Source organism: Helicobacter cappadocius (assembly GCF_030688855.1).
Taxonomy (GTDB): domain Bacteria; phylum Campylobacterota; class Campylobacteria; order Campylobacterales; family Helicobacteraceae; genus Helicobacter_J; species Helicobacter_J cappadocius.
Window position 1 is genome coordinate 1 of sequence record NZ_JAUYZK010000017.1, and the last position, 21458, is coordinate 21458.

15 protein-coding genes, 1 tRNA gene and 1 pseudogene are annotated in these 21458 nt (G+C 34.3%); 11 read left to right on the forward strand and 6 right to left on the reverse strand.

All coding sequences use genetic code 11. The annotated features are described in order from the left end of the window. The 4 genes and pseudogenes from Q5I06_RS08390 to Q5I06_RS08405 all read right to left on the reverse strand — a co-directional run. A partial coding sequence (locus Q5I06_RS08390) for a restriction endonuclease subunit S (protein WP_305520933.1) occupies positions 1-462 on the reverse strand: 462 nt, incomplete at its 3' end. A 29-nt stretch (positions 463-491) separates the two neighbouring features. Then, positions 492-2297 carry a flagellar hook-basal body complex protein gene (locus Q5I06_RS08395; protein ID WP_305517700.1) on the reverse strand — a complete coding sequence of 602 codons (1806 nt, stop codon included), beginning with the start codon at positions 2295-2297 and terminating at the stop codon, positions 492-494. Between the two features lie 5 nt (positions 2298-2302). Next, positions 2303-3115, reverse strand: a pseudogene (flgD, locus tag Q5I06_RS08400) (flagellar hook assembly protein FlgD); the annotation flags it as partial. 8 nt (positions 3116-3123) lie between these two features. Beyond that, on the reverse strand, positions 3124-4869 hold the full coding sequence (locus Q5I06_RS08405) for a flagellar hook-length control protein FliK (protein ID WP_305517699.1): 1746 nt from the start codon (positions 4867-4869) through the stop codon (positions 3124-3126). Positions 4870-4997: 128 nt separating this feature from the next. On the opposite strand from Q5I06_RS08405, the gene typA reads away from it, so the two are divergent. From typA to Q5I06_RS08420, 3 genes are all read left to right on the forward strand, one after another. Further along, positions 4998-6800, forward strand: coding sequence for a translational GTPase TypA (gene typA, locus Q5I06_RS08410; protein ID WP_305517698.1), 1803 nt, complete (start codon positions 4998-5000; stop codon positions 6798-6800). A gap of 138 nt (positions 6801-6938) precedes the next feature. Further along, positions 6939-7574 (forward strand): nitroreductase family protein, encoded by a 636-nt coding sequence (locus Q5I06_RS08415; protein WP_305517697.1) that lies wholly within the window; start codon positions 6939-6941, stop codon positions 7572-7574. Positions 7575-7594: 20 nt separating this feature from the next. After that, the gene (locus Q5I06_RS08420; RefSeq protein ID WP_305517696.1) at positions 7595-9964 is read left to right on the forward strand and encodes a ribonucleoside-diphosphate reductase subunit alpha; all 2370 of its coding nucleotides are present in this window, start codon (positions 7595-7597) and stop codon (positions 9962-9964) included. A 43-nt stretch (positions 9965-10007) separates the two neighbouring features. Here Q5I06_RS08420 and Q5I06_RS08425 read toward each other — a convergent pair whose 3' ends face one another. Beyond that, positions 10008-12581 (reverse strand): ATP-dependent Clp protease ATP-binding subunit, encoded by a 2574-nt coding sequence (locus Q5I06_RS08425; protein WP_305517695.1) that lies wholly within the window; start codon positions 12579-12581, stop codon positions 10008-10010. 210 nt (positions 12582-12791) lie between these two features. Here Q5I06_RS08425 and Q5I06_RS08430 point away from each other — a divergent pair, with 210 nt between their 5' ends. The 8 genes from Q5I06_RS08430 to Q5I06_RS08465 all read left to right on the forward strand — a co-directional run bounded on the left by Q5I06_RS08430 (position 12792) and on the right by Q5I06_RS08465 (position 18892). Next, positions 12792-14150 carry a S41 family peptidase gene (locus Q5I06_RS08430; protein ID WP_305517694.1) on the forward strand — a complete coding sequence of 453 codons (1359 nt, stop codon included), beginning with the start codon at positions 12792-12794 and terminating at the stop codon, positions 14148-14150. After that, a complete protein-coding gene (gene purC / locus Q5I06_RS08435) occupies positions 14150-14860 on the forward strand; it encodes a phosphoribosylaminoimidazolesuccinocarboxamide synthase (protein WP_305517693.1) in 711 nt (236 codons plus the stop codon). The genes Q5I06_RS08430 and purC overlap by 1 nt, the downstream gene beginning before the upstream one ends. Positions 14861-14869: 9 nt before the next feature. Beyond that, complete coding sequence (gene purS, locus Q5I06_RS08440; protein ID WP_305517692.1) at positions 14870-15115, forward strand: phosphoribosylformylglycinamidine synthase subunit PurS; 246 nt, start codon at positions 14870-14872, stop codon at positions 15113-15115. A 4-nt stretch (positions 15116-15119) separates the two neighbouring features. Then, positions 15120-15782, forward strand: coding sequence for a phosphoribosylformylglycinamidine synthase subunit PurQ (gene purQ / locus Q5I06_RS08445; RefSeq protein ID WP_305517691.1), 663 nt, complete (start codon positions 15120-15122; stop codon positions 15780-15782). After that, the gene (locus Q5I06_RS08450) at positions 15779-16921 is read left to right on the forward strand and encodes an SH3 domain-containing protein (RefSeq protein ID WP_305517690.1); all 1143 of its coding nucleotides are present in this window, start codon (positions 15779-15781) and stop codon (positions 16919-16921) included. The genes purQ and Q5I06_RS08450 overlap by 4 nt, the downstream gene beginning before the upstream one ends. Beyond that, positions 16908-17606 (forward strand): lysophospholipid acyltransferase family protein, encoded by a 699-nt coding sequence (locus tag Q5I06_RS08455; RefSeq protein ID WP_305517688.1) that lies wholly within the window; start codon positions 16908-16910, stop codon positions 17604-17606. The genes Q5I06_RS08450 and Q5I06_RS08455 overlap by 14 nt, the downstream gene beginning before the upstream one ends. A 69-nt stretch (positions 17607-17675) precedes the next feature. Then, positions 17676-17751, forward strand: a tRNA-Ala gene (locus Q5I06_RS08460). Positions 17752-17989: 238 nt separating this feature from the next. Beyond that, positions 17990-18892: a hypothetical protein gene (locus tag Q5I06_RS08465; protein WP_305517687.1), complete on the forward strand. Its 903-nt coding sequence runs from the start codon at positions 17990-17992 to the stop codon at positions 18890-18892. Here Q5I06_RS08465 and Q5I06_RS08470 read toward each other — a convergent pair. Next, a complete protein-coding gene (locus tag Q5I06_RS08470; protein WP_305517686.1) occupies positions 18869-21376 on the reverse strand; it encodes a hypothetical protein in 2508 nt (835 codons plus the stop codon). The genes Q5I06_RS08465 and Q5I06_RS08470 overlap by 24 nt on opposite strands. Positions 21377-21458 lie beyond the last annotated feature (82 nt).

Consider the following 21458-nt stretch of genomic DNA (forward strand, 5'->3'; position numbering starts at 1 on the left):
GCCCTCTAGTTCTGTGAAGGTATCTAGGATTTTCACGATTTCTTCTTGGATGGGTAGAGGCGGGATGGGGATTTTGAGGTTGTCAATGTCAGATTTGTTTAAGGCAGGAATACTTCCACGTGCAACCAAAGTATCCATTATATTTTGTTCTTGAGATTTTAGATAATAATAGATAAATTTTGTTATCAAGATATTTTCATTTTTTGAAGTGTATGGATAGCATAATCCTCCAGCCCAAAATCTAGTGTTAAAATAACTTACAAACCCAGCAGAACCACGAGCAGAAAAGGTAAAGGCATTAGCTTCATTATTATATTTATCATAAAAACCATATAATTCGCACCCTCCATTTATGACAGGATATTGTGATGTTTGATTCACTTCATCTTTTTTTAGAGTACCTTTTGGTAGAGTTTTGCAGACTTCTCTAAGAGACTTGTATTCTACCCCCCCCCCCAGCAATATTTATAAGCATTTTATTTATCTACTATCTATTTCTTTAGATTAATAGCTTCTTTGATGAGATCATCGCCTGTGGTGAAGGCCTTGGCATTCATTGAATACCCTCTTTGCATCAATATCAAGTTGGTGAGTGCATTGCCCACATCCACATTGCTCGTTTCTAGGTTTTTATACATTACCTTGCCAAATTTTAATACCCCATCTTCATTCCAGCCTAATATCGGGTTTCCGCTTAGGAGCTTGTTGTCCCCATTAACTGTGCTAGATGTCATTTCTAAGAGATTTCCACCAACTTTTCTAAGACCTTGGTCATTTACAAACGCTGCTATTCCAACTCTACCCATAGCTTCTGTTACACCATTACTAAAAGCAAGATAGATGATTCCATTGCTATCGACTCTGATCTCACGAAGTGCTCCTTCTGGTTTTCCATCTTGGCTTACTTGCGTGAGTTTGGAGTCTTGATAAGCGAGATTGCTAGATTTATAGTCTTTGCTACCTTTTAGGGAATATTTGATTTTATTGTCTTTGAAATCAACTTCTGCATCATCAGCTATCATATTCCCATCTGAATCGAATTCTATAGTCTGGGTAACGGGTTTTTTGCTCACCATCACATCACCCTTAAAGTCATATACAGCGGTTTTAACTTCCCATTTTTGGTTGATAGGCGGGGTAGATTTATTATCCCCAGAATCTTGCATCACATAATCGCTTTTGAGTAAAAATTTTTTTCCATCTTTGTCATAGATTTCCGTGCTAGTGCTATAAAATGGGACTTTTATAGGGTTTGAATCCTGTGAAGACCCCTTTTTTAGAGGTATTTCAGCAGCATTAAGACCTAGTATTTGTGCCATTTTTCCCCCTATGCTTAGATTCATATCTGCTGTATTGTTGATAATGCTTAGCGAGAGAGGTTTTTTTGGATCGCCGTTTTTATCTCTTGAGACATCTAAATCCAATCCTGTTTTATCTTTGAGAAGTTTTTGCAAGTCTCCAATGGTTCTAAATTCATTTTCTTTTTCTCCACCACTTCCGTATTTGAAGTCATATTCTTCATCTTTTCCATCTTTGGATATTTTGAAGCTAATATCATCATAGATACTTGTATCGAGTGATTTTTCATCATTATTTGCTAAGGCATTCATGTCTTGATTTTTGAATTTATCTTCTATGAGTTTGCCTGAAGGATCCAGAAAAACATCTTGAGCATTTTGAAAGTTACTTTTTGGATTGAGATTGACACTGATATTTACTTGTGAGGTTAGAACAGGTTGAAATTTCAGCTCTTGGGGGATATTGAGAGGCTTGAGATTATTATCGCTAAGTTCTTTGAGATCTTTTTCGTTGTCGTTGCTAGAGACAAAAACTCCATTTTTGATTTTATCTAGGTTGATACCATAGACATAATAGCCCTCAGAATTTACCAAATATCCATCAGCATCACGACTGAAAGCACCATCTCTGGTGAAATAGTTGGCTTGTTTCTGCTCATAACCATCTTTGTCAATCTTGAAATCTCCTTTTTGATTTGGACCTACAATAAACCAACCTTTTCCCTGATAGGCCATATCAAATTCGCCATCAGTTTGATGATAGTTTCCGCTTTTTGTTGAAATAGCATTACTTGCACCACTAGATCCGAAATTTCTGTCGTTGCTGATAGCTGATGAGCCACCTAGAGATTCCAAATGCGTGGAAAAAAGGCTTTTAAATTCTGGAATATTTTCTCTATAACCAGTAGTATTGACATTGGCGATATTGTTGGAAATACTATCAAGTCCAAATTGGTGAGTTTTAATCCCGCTATAAGAATTTAAAATCGTATCATTCATAGATTTTTTTCCTTATCGTAAAACTCTATAGCACTATCAATAGGCAAAATCATCTCTCCCATCCTAATCATTGGCTTTCCTTTGTCAAAAAGCACACTTTGTACTTCTCCTCTACCTACACGTGTTTGATGGTATTTATTGCTTTTGGGATCCAAGTTGTACTCCGCTCTAATGCTATAGCTTCCCTCTGGAGCTTGGACACCTTTTTCATCAAGTCCATTCCAACTAAAATCAATATAACCACTTTGACCATCTTTTCCTTTTATTGGAAGAGTTGTGATGAGTTGTTTTTGATCGTTGAATATTTCTATAACTGGATTGCCCTCATTTGAGTTAATTGGCTCATCAAAGTAAAGGGAGAAGTTGATCTCTCCTGCTCCTTTGACATTCACGCCACTTATATCTGTCTCTGCAATTTTTCCTATCATAGATACGGTATTAAGTGCGGAAATCTGTGCCATATGTGAATTTGACTCTACATTGTTATTCATTCCCTTATCTAGGTTTTCTAAGGTTTCTTTCAAAGAGGTTTGAAAATCTTTGAGAGAATCGTTGGTTTCTTTGGTGGATTTCATCGCTTCAGCGACTTCTTTCATTGTTTTTTTATTTTCCTCTTGCATTTCTACTTGAGTGAGTTGAGCAGTCTGAGTGATGATTTTATCAGTTTCCATTGGAGCGGTTGGATCTTGGTTTTTGAGCTGTTCTAAAAACAACTTCATAAAAGCATCTTTATCCAAACCATTGGCTATTTTTGGTTCATCTTTTTTCTTAACATTAGCAGCTTTTGCACCTGTTACTTCAGCTAGATCGATTGCCATTTTGCCTCCTATGCGTATTTAGGTAACACAATTTCCATTGTGTCATATTGGGTTTGAGAGGTGTTTTTTACTTCTTCATATTCTTTCAAGCTATTTTTGTTCCTTTTCTGGTTTCCTGAATCTTGATTTTCCTTTTGTGGGTTGTCTTGGGATGAAAAATTCAGATCTACACCAGAAAATCCTATCATTGCTAGATTTTGTCTTAAATCAACTTGATTTTGGACAAATAAAGCGATAGCTTGGTTGTTTGATACCACACTTACATGTAAATTGTTTCCGATTTGTTTGATAGTGAGTTCTACTTTTCCTAATTTTTCTGGATTGAGTTCAAGTGAGAGCTTACTCATAGGTGGCTTGTAATTTTTGATTTCTTCACTGAGATTTTGAGCGAAGTTCTTGATAGTTTCTTTTGCACTCGCACTTTTATAGAGTAGGTCATTTTTAGGCACTACCCCAAGAGTTGAGGTTGAATCTTTCTGTATAGATGTATCTTGAGTGGTTTTATCTTTTGTTTTTTCCACTTCTTTATCTTGTGTTGTTTTTTTATTTTTTTGAATTGTTGCAGATTGAAGAGTTTTTTCTTGATCTATAAACTTTTCGTGATCGATTTGATTTTGTATTTGTTTGTTTTGATCTTGGGTTTGCACTTGAGCTTGATTTTTTCCATTGACATCTCCTAAAGCACTATTTAAGCGAGGGTTTGGCTTTGAAGAAGTGCTTGATTTTTTAGTTTTTTTTTGTACATCCTCTTTGGCATCTTCGATTTTTTCATTTTTTGGAGAATTTGTTAATTTGATATCTTTTGTGATATTTTTATTGATCGCTTCTTGAATGGCTTGATTTTTTGTGTCCATTTCTTCAAGTTTTGCCGCTCTTTTTTCTTGATAAATCTTTGGCTCCACGATATTTTTTGGTAGATTTTTACCACGTTCAATGATGGCAATTTTTTCAGTTTTGTCCTCTATTTTATATTCTATTTTATGATTTTTGTTGAATTTTTTTCTTGTTTGAAGTTCTTTTTCATCGATATTTTTAAGCATAGTATTTAAAGGCTTGTTTTGATCTTTTTTGTGAATAGAGGTCGCGGTGTTGGCTGTTTTTAGTTTTTGATCTAAGACATTTTGAGTCATAGGCTTATTTGTGCTAGTTGCATCTAAGGTTTTTGAATCAAGGGTTTCAGATTGGATGCTCTTAGATTGACTGCTTTGGGTTGAAGTATTTGAAGAAATAGACGAAATATTTTTGTCATTTTTAGTCTCTTTTTTTTCAAACTTTATATTGTCTGCTTTTAGATCTTTTTCATCTGATAGGGTTTTTATATCAGAAAGTTTTTTTTCAGGGTTTTGAGTTGGTTTTGTGTTTTTTGTGGAGATATCTTGAGGATTATTTTTTGCCAATGGGGCATTAAGTAGATCTTTTGTGGGGCTAGAGTGATTAGAGTTGCTAGAGGTGTTTTTAAGGTCAGTTTTTGACATACTTGCAAAAGGGGAGTTTTTTTCTGCAAGATGAGAAAAAGAACCATTTGAGGTATTTTGTGCTTCAGAAAAAGTTTCGGATTTGGCAGATTTTGGTTTTTCTTCAGTTATTTTTTCTTTGATGGTTTTATCATCCTTTGAGAGATTTTTTTCAAGTAAGTTTTTGAAGCTAACTCCCGTAGTATCTTTATGGCTATCTTCGGTTGGTTTTTTGACATCATTTTTTGGCTTTAGTGTCTCTTGAGTGGCATTTACATTGTTCAGGATATTTTCTAGCATCACAAATTCCTTAAATTTATATTCATTGCACTTCAAGCAAAAAAGATTCCATAATATCTCAAATGATTATAAGGATAAAATCTTTATACTTACGAAATAAATTTGTTGATTAAAGAAAGAGAGTAAAAATGCAAAATATAAGGAATATCGCTGTTATAGCCCACGTAGATCATGGAAAGACCACTTTAGTTGATGGTTTGCTTACCCAATCAGGGACATTTGCTGAACGTGAGAAGATTGACGAAAGGGTAATGGATAGCAACGATTTGGAACGTGAAAGAGGAATTACCATCCTTTCCAAAAATACCGCAATCAGATATAAAGGCACTAAAATCAATATTATTGACACACCAGGTCACGCTGATTTTGGAGGAGAGGTTGAACGTGTGCTAAAGATGGTAGATGGCGTATTGTTGCTAGTAGATGCACAAGAAGGGGTAATGCCACAAACAAAATTCGTCGTTAAAAAGGCTTTGAGTTTTGGGATCAGACCTATTGTGGTGGTAAATAAGATTGATAAACCTGCTGCTGAGCCTGATAGGGTTGTAGATGAAGTGTTTGATTTGTTTGTCGCAATGGGTGCTAATGATATGCAGCTAGACTTTCCGGTGGTTTATGCTGCAGCAAGAGAAGGTTATGCTATTAAAAATCTCGAAGATGAGAAAAAAAATCTTGAGCCACTTTTTGAGGCGATATTGGAATATGTTCCACTCCCTGAAGGAAGCGCTGAAGATCCTTTGCAAATGCAGATTTTTACCCTTGATTATGATAATTATGTAGGAAAAATAGGGATTGCTAGGGTATTTAATGGAAAGATCAAAAAAGGTGAAAATGTTATGCTTGCCAAAGGTGATGGCACAAAAGAAACAGGAAGAATCACCAAATTGATAGGGTTTTTAGGATTAGCAAGAACAGAGATAGATGAAGCTGAAGCTGGTGATATTGTTGCGGTTGCCGGATTTAATGCAATTGATGTTGGTGATAGTGTCGTTGATCCAAGTAATCCTATGCCATTAGACCCGATGCATTTAGAAGAACCGACAATGAGTGTTTATTTTTCTGTAAATGATTCGCCCCTTGCTGGACTAGAAGGCAAACATGTTACTGCAAATAAACTAAAAGATAGGTTGATGAAGGAAATGCAAACCAATATTGCTATGAAATGCGAGGAAATGGGTGAGGGGAAATATCGTGTTTCTGGAAGAGGAGAGCTTCAAATTACTATTTTGGCTGAAAATTTACGCAGAGAGGCTTTTGAATTCAGTATATCTAGACCTGAAGTTATTATCAAGGAAGAAAATGGCAAAAAACTTGAGCCTTTTGAACATCTAGTTATTGACACTCCTCAGGATTTTAGTGGATCTATTATTGAGAGACTAGGTCGCAGAAAGGCTGAAATGAAAGCAATGAATCCCATGGGTGATGGGCATACGAGATTAGAGTTTGAAATCCCTGCTCGTGGGTTAATAGGATATCGAAGCGAATTTCTCACAGATACAAAAGGTGAGGGTGTTATGAACCATTCATTTTTGGAATTTCGTCCATATAGTGGAAATGTAGAATCTCGCAAAAATGGAGCCTTAATAAGTATGGAAAATGGTGAGGCTACGGCTTTTTCACTTTTTAACATACAAGAGAGAGGAACACTTTTTATTGAACCTCAAACAAAAGTTTATATTGGAATGATTATCGGGGAACACAGTCGCGACAATGATTTGGATGTCAATCCTATTAAATCCAAACATCTTACCAATATGCGAGCTAGTGGAAGTGATGATGCTATAAAGCTTGTGCCACCTAGAGATCTTACGCTAGAGAGAGCACTTGAATGGATAGAAGATGATGAAATTCTTGAGGTTACACCACTTAATATCCGAATCAGGAAGAGATATCTTGATGCCAATCAGAGAAAAAGAATGGGAAAAAAATAAATTTTATTAAAATATGAACTAGTGATTAAATATATTTTGGCAAAATAGCTCAACATTATTAGCAATGAAATTTCTTAATATTTTAATTAACTTGGAATATATTTTTTATTGTTTAATAAAATCTCTTAGAGGTGTAAAGTGAGACAAAATAATTTTATTGACATATTGCATTTTAGACACGCATGTAAGGTATTTGATACAAACAAAAAAATCTCACCGGAAGATTTTGAGTTGATTTTGGAAGCTGGAAGACTTTCTCCAAGTTCGTTTGGTTTGGAACCTACAAGGCTCATGATTATAAGAGACAAAAATCTCAGGGAAAAAATGAAGCCTTTGTGTTGGAATCAAGAACAGATAACTACAGCTAGTGAGCTTGTGGTATTTAAATCTAGAGTTTCTGATCTCAAAGCACCTACAAATTATGTTAGTACAATGGTATCTCGTCGTATGGGTGGTGATAAATCTACTTATGAGGCTTATCAGCAGAGAATCAGAGGCTTTTTAGTGGCCAATGATCTTTTAGGGGAGAATATTATTAATTGGACGGCTAGACAGGCGTATTTGATGGCAAGTTCAATGATGAATTGTGCAGCTTTTTTAGGGATTGATTCTTGCCCTATAGAGGGATTTGAACGAACTCCTATAGAGAAACTTTTTGGTATTGATACCTTTAAAGAAAGAGTTGTTTTAATAGTGCCTTTTGGCTATCGTTTAAAAGAACAACCTTCAAAGAAATATCGCATTAGTATGGATGAATTAGTTGAATATAAATAAAAAATTATAGGAGTTTCTTGGTGATAACAGTAATAAAACGTAATGGACGAGTTGAAGTTTTAGATATTTCAAAAATACAGAAATATACTTCAAGTGCTGTAAAGGATCTTAGTGGTGTGAGTCAAAGTGAGCTTGAAGTGGATGCTAAGATTCATTTTAAAGATAAAATTACTACTGAAAAAATTCAAGAGACATTGATTCAAACCGCTGTTGATAAGATTGATGTAGATACTCCTAATTGGACATTTGTAGCTGCCAGATTATTCCTATATGATCTTTACCATAAAGTAACAGGTTTTACTGGCTATAACACTTTGAGTCAGTATTTTGATAGAGCGGAAAAAGAAGGAAAAATCCTGAAGGGATTTAAAGAAAAATATGATTTGGAGTTTTTGAATTCTCAAATCAAACCAGAAAGGGATATGCAGTTTAATTATTTGGGTATAAAAACTCTCTATGATAGGTATCTCATAAAAGATAGACAGGATAATCCTATCGAGCTTCCTCAACATATGTTTATGGCGATTGGGATGTTTTTGGCGCAAGATGAAAAAGAAAATCGCAATGAATGGGCAGTTAAGTTTTATGATGTTATCAGCAAGTTTGAGGTTGTAACTGCCACACCTACTTTGGCAAATGCTAGAACTACTCGTCATCAACTCAGTTCTTGTTATATCGGTAGCACTCCAGATAACATTGAAGGAATTTTTGATGCTTATAAAGAAATGGCATTATTATCAAAATATGGTGGTGGTATTGGATGGGACTTTAGTCGTGTTAGGGGAATGGGAAGTTTTATAGACGATCATCAAAAAGCAGCAGGTGGAGTTGTACCATTTTTAAAAATTGCCAATGATGTTGCTATTGCTGTAGATCAGCTCGGCACCAGAAAAGGTGCGATAGCGACTTATCTTGAGGTTTGGCACAATGATATTGATAGCTTTATTGATTTGCGTAAAAATAGTGGAGAGGAAAGACTGCGCGCCCATGATCTATTTCCTGCACTTTGGATTTGCGATTTGTTTATGAAAAGGGTTGAAGAAGATGGCTTATGGAGTCTTTTTGATTCTTATCAATGCAGCGATCTTACTGAGCTTTATGGTGAGGAGTTTGAAAAACGATATATAGAATATGAAAACGATCCTGCTATCGTCAAGGGAACCATTAAGGCAAAAGAGCTTTGGAAAAAGATTTTGACAAATTATTTTGAATCCGGATTGCCATTTTTGTGTTTTAAAGACACTGCAAATCGTGTAAATCCTAATGCACATGCCGGAATTATTCGTAGCTCAAATCTTTGTACGGAGATTTTTCAAAATACAAGCCCAAGTCATTATGTTGTAGAAGTTGAATATCTTGATGGTAGTACCGAGTATTTTGAAGAGAAGGACGAAGTCACTACCGATGCTGGGGTAACAAAACGAGCAAATAAACTTACCAATATTGATTCTCTTGATGGTAAAAAAATATTCATTACCACCAAGAAGCAAATAGGTGGAGAAACTGCTGTGTGTAATCTAGCAAGTGTAAATTTGAGTAAAGTCCATACTCAAGAAGATATTCAAAGAGTTGTTCCTATTGCAATTCGTATGCTTGATAATGTCATTGATTTGAATTTTTATCCTAATCGCAAGGTTAAAGCTACTAATGCACAAAATCGTGCTATTGGACTTGGAGTCATGGGAGAAGCCGAAATGTTGGCAACTTCAAAAATTCGTTGGGGATCTCAAGAACATTTTGAAAAGATTGATGAAATTATGGAAGCTATTAGTTATAACGCAATTTTGTCAAGTTCTGATCTTGCTAAAGAAAAGGGCAAATACCCTCAATATGAAGGCTCTAATTGGAGCAAAGGAATTTTCCCAATTGATAAAGCAAATAAAGAAGCTTTAAAACTTGTAGATCGTGGAGGACTTTTTGGTAGTAGTTGTGATTGGTCTGCTTTGAGAGAGATTGTAAAAAGTCAGGGTATTCGAAATGGTTATCTGATGGCGATTGCACCTACAAGTTCGATTTCTATTCTTGCAGGGACAACACAAACTATAGAGCCCATTTATAAAAAAAGATGGTTTGAACATAATTTAAGCGGGATGATTCCTGTTGTTGTGCCTAATCTGAGTCTTGATACTTTTGAGTATTATGTTTCTGCGTATGATATTGAGCAATTTGATTTAATAAAAGCTGCTGCAATTAGGCAAAAATGGATTGATCAGGGTCAAAGTACGAATATTTTTATGCGTCTTGAAAAAGCCAGTGGAAAACTTTTGAATGATATTTATATGCTTGCTTGGAAATTAGGGTTAAAATCTACTTATTATCTTAGAACTGAAAGTCCTACTATTGATGAGAATGTAATGGATAGATCTATTGAGTGTTTGAATTGTCAGTAAGCTAGAGTGTATGTCATATCTCCTGCACTTGCAGGAGATATGTTTATTTTATTTTTGGCACGATTGCTTCGTTTTCTGCATCAAATATTACCTCGTTACCTTCTTTTACTTTATCTTCTAGGATTAGTTCTGCTAGTGTATCTTCAATTTCTTCATAAAGAGCTCTTTTTAGTGGTCTAGCACCATATACTGGATCAAACCCTACTTTTGCTATGAGTTCTTTAGCTTTCTGAGTGATCTGAATTTGAATACCTCTTTCAATAGCTTTTTTGGCAATACTTTTGAACATAATATCTACAATTTGGACAATACCTTCAAGATTAAGTGGGTTGAAGATAACAATATCATCAAGTCGATTTAAAAATTCGGGTTTAAAATATTTTTTCAACGCTTCATTGACGGCTTTCTCTCTTTCTTTTTCATCATTAATTTCTATTATTTTTTCACTAGCGATGTTGCTTGTGAGGATGATAATGGTATTTTTAAAATCAACAGTTACTCCCTTATTATCCGTTAGTCTCCCATCATCAAGCACTTGCAAGAGAATATTAAAAACATCTGGATGTGCTTTTTCTATTTCGTCAAATAGCACTACGGAATATGGTTTTCTTCTCACAGATTCAGTGAGTTGTCCGCCTTCTTCGTATCCAACATATCCCGGAGGTGCTCCAACAAGACGACTTGCAGCGTGTTTTTCCATGTATTCACTCATATCAATGCGAATGAGATTTTTATCACTATCAAAAAGAAATTGTGCCAATGATTTTGCGCTTTGGGTTTTACCCACTCCTGTAGGACCTAAGAATAAAAAACTTCCAATAGGGCGATTATTTTCACTTAATCCTGCTTTATTCCGTTTGATTACCCTTGAGATTGCCTTTAAGGCTTTATCTTGACCAATAACGCTTTTTCTAAGCTCATCTTCAGTGTTGAGTATTTTATCTTTTTCACTTTGGAGCATTTTTTTTACAGGAATTTGTGTCCATCGACTTACTATTCCAGCGATACTCTCTTCTGTGACGGCATTTTTGAGTAGTGTTCCTTCTGATTGCATTTTGTCCCATTTTGCATTAAGCTCTTTTTCTTTTGCTTCATTTTCTGGGATTTTGCTATAGTCTATTTCAGCTGCTTTATTATAATTGCCCTCTCTTTTTGCAAGTTCGGATTCACGTTTTAGAGAATCTGTGTCATTTTTGATTTGGGCGATTTGTTTAAAAACATTTTTTTCATTTTCAAATTGAGCTTCTAGGCGATTTTTTTCTTCATTTGCATCACTAAGTTCTTTTTCTATTTCTCCAATTCTTGTATTGTTACTTTCTTTTTTCTCCATGTTCAAAGCTTGTTTTTCAACTTCAAGACGTTGGATTTGACGTTTAATGTTAGACAGTTCTGTAGGTTCGGACTCAATTTGCATTTTTAGTTCTGCAGCGGCTTCATCAATAAGATCAATAGCCTTATCGGGCAAAAATCTATCCACAATATATCGATTACTTAGCTTGGCTGCAGCAACAAGTGCAGAATCGGTTATATTTACATTGTGGTGTGCCTCTAATTTTTCTTTTATTCCTCTTAAGATTTGTAGAGCTTCATTCACGCTTGGTTCGTTTAAATTGATAGGTTGAAACCTTCTGGTAAGGGCAGCATCTTTTTCGAAATATTTTCTATATTCCTTGAGTGTTGTAGCCCCTATAGTGTGAAGTTCTCCTCTTGCAAGTGCAGGTTTTAGTATGTTTGCAGCATCCATACTTCCTTCAGAGGCACCTGCTCCTACTATGGTATGAATTTCATCAATAAAAAGTATGATATTTCCGGCTTTTTTAACCTCTTCAATTACTTTTTTTAATCTTTCTTCAAATTCTCCTCGATATTTTGCTCCTGCGACTAATGCACTCATATCAAGTGCTATAACACGTTTATTTTGGAGCGATAAGGGAACTTCTTTTTTTATAATTCTCTGCGCTAAACCTTCCACGACAGCCGTTTTTCCAACACCAGGCTCTCCTAGCAAGATAGGATTATTTTTTGTTTTTCTAATCAATATTTGCATCATTCTAGATATTTCTTCATCTCTTCCAATAACCGGATCCAGTGTATTTTCAAGTGCTTTTTTTGTCAAATCTATACCAAATTTTTCCAGAGATTCTAGGTTGGAATCATCATTTTCATTTTGTATTTTTGTCCCCCCGCGCATTGCTTCCAAAGTTTTTCTAAGTTCGGTTGTATCTAAATATTTTGAAAAAACATTCATAAAGCTTTCTGTTTTGAGATTTGCAATGATAAAACTATCAAGAGCGATATATTTATCACCATTTTTTGTCGAAAATCCTTCAGCTTGATGGAGATTTTCTTGAAGGTTTTTGCTAAGTGTTATATTTTCTTTTGAAATATTTGAAACTTTAGGTAGCTTATCTGCAAGACTTTTTGCTTCTAACTCTAAACTTGCTTTATCTATATTCATTTTGTTAAGACATTGATTTAGGATTGATTGTGTATTGGCGAGCATAGCCCATATTAAATGGATTGTATCAACTTCTTGATTTTTTGAATGCACACATAAAGAAACAGCTTGATCTAAGGTTTCTTTTAATTGATTGGTCATTTTATCAAATATATTCATAGCCAACTCCTTGATTAAAATTTATATACGACTATATTATATAAGTTTAGTCTAATAATGTCAAGTTATTTTATTGCTTTATACTAAGAGTTTTTGATTTAATTGTTTAGATTTTGGATTGTATAAACCATAACAATATTATTTAATGAAAAAAATCAAAATTTTAGATAGAATTTAAGTCTAAAAAATAAAATCAATAGGCGGTTTGCGATGAATAGATATCTAGTTTCTGGTGCGTTCGTATCATTTTTGAGCGTGTCTTTGGTGTTTAGCAGTCTTTCTGCAAGTGAAGAAAAAAATACCGCTACAACACAGCAACAAAGAATTGAAGCTTACAATAAACTCACAAAAATAATCAATACTGTTGAGGCCTATTATGTTGATGATATTAGTATCAATGAAATTGTAGATAAGGCAATTGATGGTTTGATGACAAATTTAGATGCACATTCAGGCTATCTCACTGAAAAAAAATTCAAAGATTTGAAAGTTCAAACTGATGGTGAATTTGGTGGATTGGGAATTACGATTGGAATGAAAGATGGTGCTTTGACAGTTATTGCTCCTTTAGATGATACTCCTGCACAAAAAGCAGGACTCAAAAGCGGAGATGTGATATTGAAAATTAATGGTGAAAGCACTCTAAATATGAGCATAGATGATGCGGTCAATATCATGCGTGGCAAACCAAAAACTTCTGTAAAGTTAACTATAGTTAGAAGCGGAGAATCAAAACCTTTAGACTTTAACATTACCAGAGATATTATCAAGGTTAAATCTGTACATTCAAGAAAAATAGATGGTACAAACTACTTATATATAAGAGTGAATTCTTTTGACAAAAATGTCACTCAAAGTGTTTTAAATGAGCTAAAAAAATCAACCAAAGTTGAAGGGATTATTTTAGATCTTAGAAATAATCCAGGTGGATTATTAAATCAGGCTGTGGGCTTATCGGATTTATTTATCAAAAATGGAGTGATCGTATCTCAGAGAGGAAAAATCAAAGAAGAAAATGTTGAGTATAAAGCAGATGGAAAAGCACCGTATTCAAATCTTCCTATTGTTGTGCTAGTTAATGGTGGTACAGCAAGTGCTAGTGAGATTGTCTCTGGAGCATTGCAAGATCATGATAGAGCGATTATAGTTGGTGAAAATACATTTGGAAAAGGCAGCGTTCAAGTTGTGTTGCCTATCGACAAAACAGAAGCGATTAAATTAACTACAGCAAAATATTATCTTCCTAGCGGCAGGACTATTCAGGCTGTAGGCATTAAGCCCGATATTTTAGTGCATCCTGGAGTTGTGCCACAAAATGAGAGTAGTTTTGAGATAAAAGAGGCAGATTTAAGAAATCATTTAGAAAATGAACTTCAAAAAACGAATAATGAAGTGGGAGATAAAAAATCTAGCGAGGCGAAAAATAACGATAAGAAAACTGAAAAAACCGAGAGTGAAAAAGTTATCACTCAAAAAGATATCAATAATGACATTCAATTGAAATCCGCTATTGATGTACTTAAGGCTTGGAATATTATTAAAATATCGGGAAAAAATAAGGCTCAATAATGAATAAGATAAAAATGCTGTATGAGGGGAAGGGCAAGAAGCTCTATAGCACAGAGGAAAAAGATATACTTATTGCAGAGTTTAAAGATGATTTGACTGCTTTTAATGCTGAAAAAAAGGGAAGTGAAAATGGAAAGGGCGATCTGAATTGTAAAATCAGCTCTTTTTTATTTGAGCTTTTAGAAAAAAATGACATAAAGACTCATTTTATTAAACAGATTGATTCTAAAAATATATTATGCAAAGAGGTAAAAATTATCCCCATTGAAGTTGTTACAAGAAATGTCGCTACAGGTTCTTTGACAAAACGTTTAGGTATCTTAGATGGAAAGGTTTTACCATTTCCTTTGGTAGAGTTTTATTATAAGGATGATGCATTGGGGGATCCACTTATTAATGATGAGCATTGTAAAATACTTGGCATTACTGAGAATATACAGGAATTAGAATTTTTGAGATCTCAAGCAAGAAAGATAAATACAATTTTAAAAAAATTTTTTGATGATAGAAATCTTAGATTGATTGATTTTAAGCTAGAGTTTGGCAAAGATGCACAAGGTAATATTGTGCTTGCCGATGAAATCAGTCCTGACAGTTGTAGATTTTGGGATAAAAACACTAATGAAAAGCTTGATAAAGATAGATTTAGGCAGGATTTAGGGAGTGTAAAACTTGCTTATGAAGAAGTTTTAAAGAGAATATTATCTTAGGAGAGTTAGATGATTGTTGAAATCAATGTGAGTTTAAAACATGGCGTTTTGGATCCACAAGCAAAAGCCATTCATCAAGGGTTGAAATCTCTAGGATTTTTGGATGTCATCAAGGTATCTTTGAGTAAAAAAATTATCCTTGAATTTCAACACAATGATGATAAAAAAGCATTATCAGAAGCAGAAAAAATGGCAGAAGAACTTTTGGCGAACACGATTATAGAAGACTATCAAATTATCTTAAAAAAAGATTGAAAATATGGTAGTAATTTTACAATTTCCCGGCACTAATTGCGAAAGGGATATGGATTATGCTTATAGGGAAATTTTAAACGAAGATACTTTAATTTTGTGGCACAAACAAAACTCCCTTCCTCAAGATACAAAACTTGTCATTATTCCGGGTGGATTTAGTTATGGAGATTATCTTCGTAGTGGTGCTATTGCTAGATTTGCTCCTATTATGGGAAGTGTGATTTCATACGCCAATAATGGAGGAACTGTTTTGGGAATTTGTAATGGATTTCAAATATTAACAGAAGCAAAATTGTTGCCAGGTGCTTTAAGTCGCAATCAAAAACTTTCATTTATTTCAAAAAATCAAAAACTCAAAGTAATATCAACAGATAATAGATTTTTGTCTTCTTATGTATTGAATCAGGAAATTTCTCTACCCATAGCACACGCTGATGGGAATTATTATGTAGATGCAAAAACTCTCCAAACAATGCAGGAGAATCATCAAATTTTGCTTGAATATGTTGATAACCCTAATGGTTCAATACAATCTATCGCAGGAGTTTGTAATAAGGATAAAAATATTTTTGGACTTATGCCGCATCCAGAACGTGCTTTGGAGAGTATTTTAGGAGGTTCTGATGGTTTGTTAATGTTAGAAGGATTGGTGAAGGAAGCTAGATGAAAAAAAAGTTTTTTTTGAGCATTATTTTTGTGATATTTTCTCATGTGCTATACTCAGATAATGGAGTCTCATCAGATAATATAAATGAGACACAGCTACCAAGCATGACCGATTCTAATCAGGCTAAAATTATCTATGTAAAAGTTGAAAATGCCGAAGAAATTTCAAAAAATGCCATCTATGTGGGACAAAATATTAAGATTACTTATAGCCTACTTCTTTTTTCAAATGCTCGTTTTGTGGGAACTGAATTTGTTGGTGGTATTGATACTAATAAGCTTATTTTGCGCAATCCAAACACTAAATGGAAATTATCTAGCGATGGATCATATCAGGCAGTTTATGAATATAAAATCAAGACCACCGATGCTGTGATACCTCCATTGAAAGTGATTGCTTTATCTAGTGATGGTAGTTATAGCGATTCTTCTACTTCCCCATCTATTAAGCTCAACATTATTGATTTGTATCAAAATAAAAAATATGCCGGAGTTGTAGCTGATAAATTCAATATCGCTAGGTATAGAACTAAAACCTATGATAATTTGAACAATATTTTGGTTTTTGAAATTGAAGCAGAAAATTCAAATTTAGAAGATTTAAAAATCCCAAATATTTCTAAACAAGGATTTGAAAGTGGAAATTTTGATACAGATAACTCAGAAGGGATATATTATTGCATCTTGCCAAAAAATATTCAAGATATTTCTTTTGAGTATTTTTCTCTTCAAGAAGATAGGTTTAAAAGCATTAAAATGGCAATTAACCCCGTAGATGATATGGTTAGTACTCAAGATGATGTCAAACCGAAAAATAATTTTTTATTATTTTCAAATATATTTACGATGATTATTTTAATTCTTCTTTTGATTGGTTATTTTGTATTTAAAAGAAAAAAAATTTTTCTAGTTGTTTTTGGAATTTTACTTATTTATTTGCTTTGGAATGTATTTTATACGAAACAAGTTGTTCTTTTGAGTGGTGCTAAGATTAGAATCCTGCCTACCTACAATTCAACTATTTTAGAAATTCCTACCAAAAATGAGCAGGTGGAGATTATAGACAGACATCAAAAATATTATAAAATAAAAACCGATGATGAAAAAACAGGATGGGTAGATAAAGATGATATTAAATAAATTAAAAGGAATTTATGCTAGTTTCGTGATTGCCATAGGACTTGGAACGATTATCTTTTTTATCTTTTTTTGGAAAAAAAAGTGTAATGCTAGAAATGTTAGAAAATATTGCAGATTGTTTTTTACTTTTTGTGGGATTAAGCTTGAAAAAATTGGAAATTTTGATTTGAGTGCTAAGCTCATTGTCATGAATCATCAAAGTTATGTTGATATTATTGTGCTGGAAGGATATCATCCTCAAAATATCTGCTGGGTAGCAAAAAAAGAGCTTGGGGAGATACCTTATTATGGATATGCCTTGAGGGGGCCAGAAATGATACTTATTGATAGGGAGGATAAAAAAGGTCTTGTATTTTTGCTCAAAGAAGCTAAGGAGAAGTTAGATCAAAATAGACCTTTAGTGATTTTTCCTGAAGGTACTAGGAGTATTGGAGGAAAAAAATTTCTACCCTTTAGGAGTGGTGCGAAGCTTTTGGCAGAAAAATTCAATCTTAAGATACAACCCATCGTTCTTATTAATAGTCGAAAAGTATATAATAGTAGTCCCGTAGAATCTACGAGCAATGTGATGAGGATGGTTATTTTAGATTCTTTTGTTCCCGAAGTTGGAAGTGATTGGTATGAGAGGCTTGAATCTCAAATGCAAGAAGTCTATTTAAAACATTACGAGGAATTAAATCCTTAAGCAACAGATTTCTTTTTTGTAGTATAATGTTGTCCTTATTGCCATAGCACATGGCTATTTTTGTTCTTAGGGGTGTTAGCTCAGCTGGGAGAGCGCGACGCTGGCAGCGTCGAGGTCAGGGGTTCGATCCCCCTACACTCCACCATCTATTTTCTTCCTTCATCTTCATTCACAGTATCTTGTATTTCATTTGTAGCGTATTATGGATCATAAAAAATGCTATGATTTTTTCCAATTAATATTGCTTTAGTTATATTCAAACTATATTAAAGCAGTAATAAAGCTATACAAAAGCATTGCTTAAATGATTCATTGATTTTTCCCCTTGTATTTCAAAACAACCTATGTTAATATAACAGAAATTTAAATAAAAAGGATTGTAAATGGCTAGTTTGACTTCGATTTTTGGGGATTCAGCAAATATAGATTCAGCAGGTTATCTCAAACAAATTTTTAACAAAAAAGATATTTCAGATTCAGTAGAATCACTTATAAAGAGAAGATTTGCTTTATGGAATTGGCTTTTTATTTGCAGAAGACAGCTTTATAGAGATAGAATCTGCTGTGGTCTTAAAAGAGATGAGAATTTAAATGTCATTAGAGATAAAGATGGCAGGATTGAGTTTTTAGAAAGACCTATAGAATGGAAAAAACTCATAGGGTTAAATGATGATCATCTCTACCAAAAGATTCTCCTTGATAGATTAGACCCTATGTATCAAGAGTTTATTTTAATGCTAGGGAATGGAGATGAAACTAAAGGCAAAGATGTTTTGAGAAAAAAACTCATCAAAGAAGAATATGCCCTTAGCACAAAAGCAGTAGAGTATGCTAGAGCGAAGATATTTTTTGAACTCAATGCTGAAGCTGAGTATTTGAGGGCAGAAGCTGGAGCATATTCAGGATATAAGGCCTTCAAACTTTTTTTTCCAAAGACAGAGATATATTTCCAAAAAGAAATGTCTAAAAAAATGGACAAAGATTATGAAGATAAACTCGCAGACGCTAGATTAGGAGAACAAAGATTTGATAATTGGAAAAAAGACAAATGGGATAGAGATAGAGCTAAAATCCAGATCGACTTTTATGTTAAAGAGTGGATTGCTGAAAATGGAGAGGATAGATTTGTGTTATTTGATAATGTCAATGAAGATATGATCAAACCTACTGATTTTCAAAGCCTTCTTACTCGTTATATACCTTTTGTGCCAAAATGCGTAGACTTATACAACAAGTATGAGATACTTATATGGGGTCAAGGCTTAGCCGTCACCTTTGACGCCTGAGCCTTGACCACTTGTGGGTGTGCCAGTATCTCCTTTATTTCCTTTCATATCCTTCAATCCAAACCCACTTTTTATATCTTTAACAATACCTATTGTATCTTTGACCCCGTTATAAGCTGTCTTCGTTACTCCCCATATTTGCATAGCTTCTTTTTCTGCATCTAAGCTTTCATCTCCTTGTGCTTTTACTCCTACAACTGCTCCAAATGTTCCTGCTTCACCCATATTAGCAGTATAGCCACCTGTGAGTGAAGTTCTTGTATTGATAGCGTGATGTTCGCCTTCAAACATTCCACCTTCAAATGCCCCACCACTTGCAGACATTGATTTGGCTGTTCTTCTACCATTTATCATAGAGTTGATATTGACCACTCCAAATTTGCTTTTATATTCTGCTGCAAAAGCTGAAGCATTGCCTTTAGCTTTTATCAGATCTTTTAAATTGTCTCTGCTCACTCCTATACCCATTAAATCATCGATCATTTTTTGTTGATTTCCAGTGTTGCTCCAAGCCTTTTGTTGAGCCATCATATCGCCATATTTACTTGCTGATGCAACATCGTGCATTTGCATCCCAGAAGCAGTGATATTGCCAGTTTGACTGAGTATGCCTAGATTTTGAGCTGCTTGGACATTTGAAGCCATCTGAGAGTAGTTTAGACCATCAACAGCTGCAATATTTTCAGAAACATTGTTTAAGAAATCAGATGATGATTTAGCTTGGATTTTTTGTTTTCGATTTTCAAATGTTTTTGCATTCATTGCATTTGTCATGTTTATATCTTCTGCCACCTCTGCTTTATCTGATATTGCTTTATTTAATTTTTCACGCGTCAAAGTATCAGTAGTATCTGCATCTGATCCTCTAAATGCAATTTCTTTTTGTTTTTCAAGACTTCCTTGAATATCTTTTATTATTGAATCAAAGCCATTATTGGATTTGACAAGTAAGTCATTGTTGTATTTTTCTGTCTCTATTTTTTCATTTTCATTAGCTTCTAATGCCTTATTTTTTTCTCCTTCAAGTTTTTTGCTAACAGAAGCTCCTTGTGCTTGAGTGCTTATTTTTGCAGAGTTTTTGAAAGCATCAGGATCGGCATCATGATGGACTTTATTGCCATCTTTATCTGTGCTATCATAGCCATCTTTAGTGATAGCATCATAACCTTCAGCACTTCCTATAGATTCATCTGTTTGTTTATTTCCAAGTGATCTTGCAGTGTTTTTTAGTTTTTTTATTCCTTTAGTCCCTCCGCCTAGCTTTTCGATCTGATCTCCTGCACTTTCTCCAGCTCCTAGCTCTTCTGATGTTCTTTTAGTTGCCCTGTTTCTTGCTTCTTGAAACCATTTTTTCCAAAAATCTTCACCATCTTTTGCATTTGCTACAGTCCCTGCAGCATTAGCCGCACTATCTATATTGCTTTTTGTAGAGTTGATTTCAGATACTTCGCTAAAGCTTTTACTCCCACTTCTAGCACTTCCTTTTAAATCAGTTCCATAAGTATTCTTTAATGATCTTCCACTTGCTATTTCACTTTCTACTCCTGCTTGTGCTCCATATTGGATCGCATTCATTTTATCAGTAGTTAGATTTTCTTTACCAACTCCTATTGTTTTATTTGCTCCAATTCTTGATTGATTTTCTAAGCCTTGTTGGTAAAGATTAGCCTCTCTATTATTATTTAGATTACCATCTGAATCATATACTCCTGAAGACATCATTCCTTTTGCAGTCCCAATTTGCCTTACTGCCTGATCTGTTCCTAAGGCTTTAGCATGTCCTAAGCCATTGTCCATTGCATCTTGACCTAAGGTAGTCATAGAAGCGATTTGCTGTGTGCCTTGTGCTATTTGACCAGCAGAGTATTGTTGTGCTTGATTGTATTTTTGCAAATCAACAAAGGCAGCATTATTTTGTTCGATACCCTTCATCAAATCTTGTTTGAGTTTCATATCAAGTGGAGATTCACCTGTGGTTTTTTGCATTTGTTGTTGGACTTCTGAATCTATCTTTTGAGCTTTTAGAGCAGTGGCATCTTGAACTTGTGAAGCGATAGATTGAGCATACATCGCACCTAGTGTCGTAACTGCTTTCCAAGTACCATAAATAACGACAGTTGTTACAATAATAGCTGCCCCGCAAGAAGCCATACCCAATAGACCGCTTTGTTCAGTAAGGTAGTTGAAATAAGATTGATCATAAACTGTTTCAATACTATTGCCTTCTACAAAGCTTTGCGACATGCCCATAACCTTTGAAGATAGGTTTTTAGCAGTAATGTTTGTGTAAAAATCATGGGTTAATGCTAAAGCAACTCGGTTCAAAACAACCCCGCCCATTCCACCAATATAAATAGCAAACATTTGGATTGCACGAATACCGCCTGTAGCTAAGATCGAAAGTAAAAAGAATGGAAAAACAGAAAGAGCTATTGTTTCAAAGTAATTAAGCAGGGTAGGGATTTTTCTCATAAAAATTTCCATTTGTGATTCCCCTAAACCTTATTTATTTTTCTCCATTTCTATCCAAAGCTTCTAATTTCCTAAGCCAATATTAAGCTATATG

Excerpts from the sequence above, each read along its gene's own strand:
- Q5I06_RS08395 (WP_305517700.1), bottom strand. The coding sequence starts at position 2,297 with ATGAATGATACGATTTTAAATTCTTATAGCGGGATTAAAACTCACCAA.
- Q5I06_RS08405 (WP_305517699.1), bottom strand. The coding sequence starts at position 4,869 with ATGCTAGAAAATATCCTGAACAATGTAAATGCCACTCAAGAGACACTA.
- typA (WP_305517698.1), top strand. The coding sequence starts at position 4,998 with ATGCAAAATATAAGGAATATCGCTGTTATAGCCCACGTAGATCATGGA.
- Q5I06_RS08425 (WP_305517695.1), bottom strand. The coding sequence starts at position 12,581 with ATGAATATATTTGATAAAATGACCAATCAATTAAAAGAAACCTTAGAT.
- Q5I06_RS08430 (WP_305517694.1), top strand. The coding sequence starts at position 12,792 with ATGAATAGATATCTAGTTTCTGGTGCGTTCGTATCATTTTTGAGCGTG.
- purC (WP_305517693.1), top strand. The coding sequence starts at position 14,150 with ATGAATAAGATAAAAATGCTGTATGAGGGGAAGGGCAAGAAGCTCTAT.
- purS (WP_305517692.1), top strand. The coding sequence starts at position 14,870 with ATGATTGTTGAAATCAATGTGAGTTTAAAACATGGCGTTTTGGATCCA.
- purQ (WP_305517691.1), top strand. The coding sequence starts at position 15,120 with ATGGTAGTAATTTTACAATTTCCCGGCACTAATTGCGAAAGGGATATG.
- Q5I06_RS08450 (WP_305517690.1), top strand. The coding sequence starts at position 15,779 with ATGAAAAAAAAGTTTTTTTTGAGCATTATTTTTGTGATATTTTCTCAT.
- Q5I06_RS08455 (WP_305517688.1), top strand. The coding sequence starts at position 16,908 with ATGATATTAAATAAATTAAAAGGAATTTATGCTAGTTTCGTGATTGCC.
- Q5I06_RS08465 (WP_305517687.1), top strand. The coding sequence starts at position 17,990 with ATGGCTAGTTTGACTTCGATTTTTGGGGATTCAGCAAATATAGATTCA.
- Q5I06_RS08470 (WP_305517686.1), bottom strand. The coding sequence starts at position 21,376 with ATGGAAATTTTTATGAGAAAAATCCCTACCCTGCTTAATTACTTTGAA.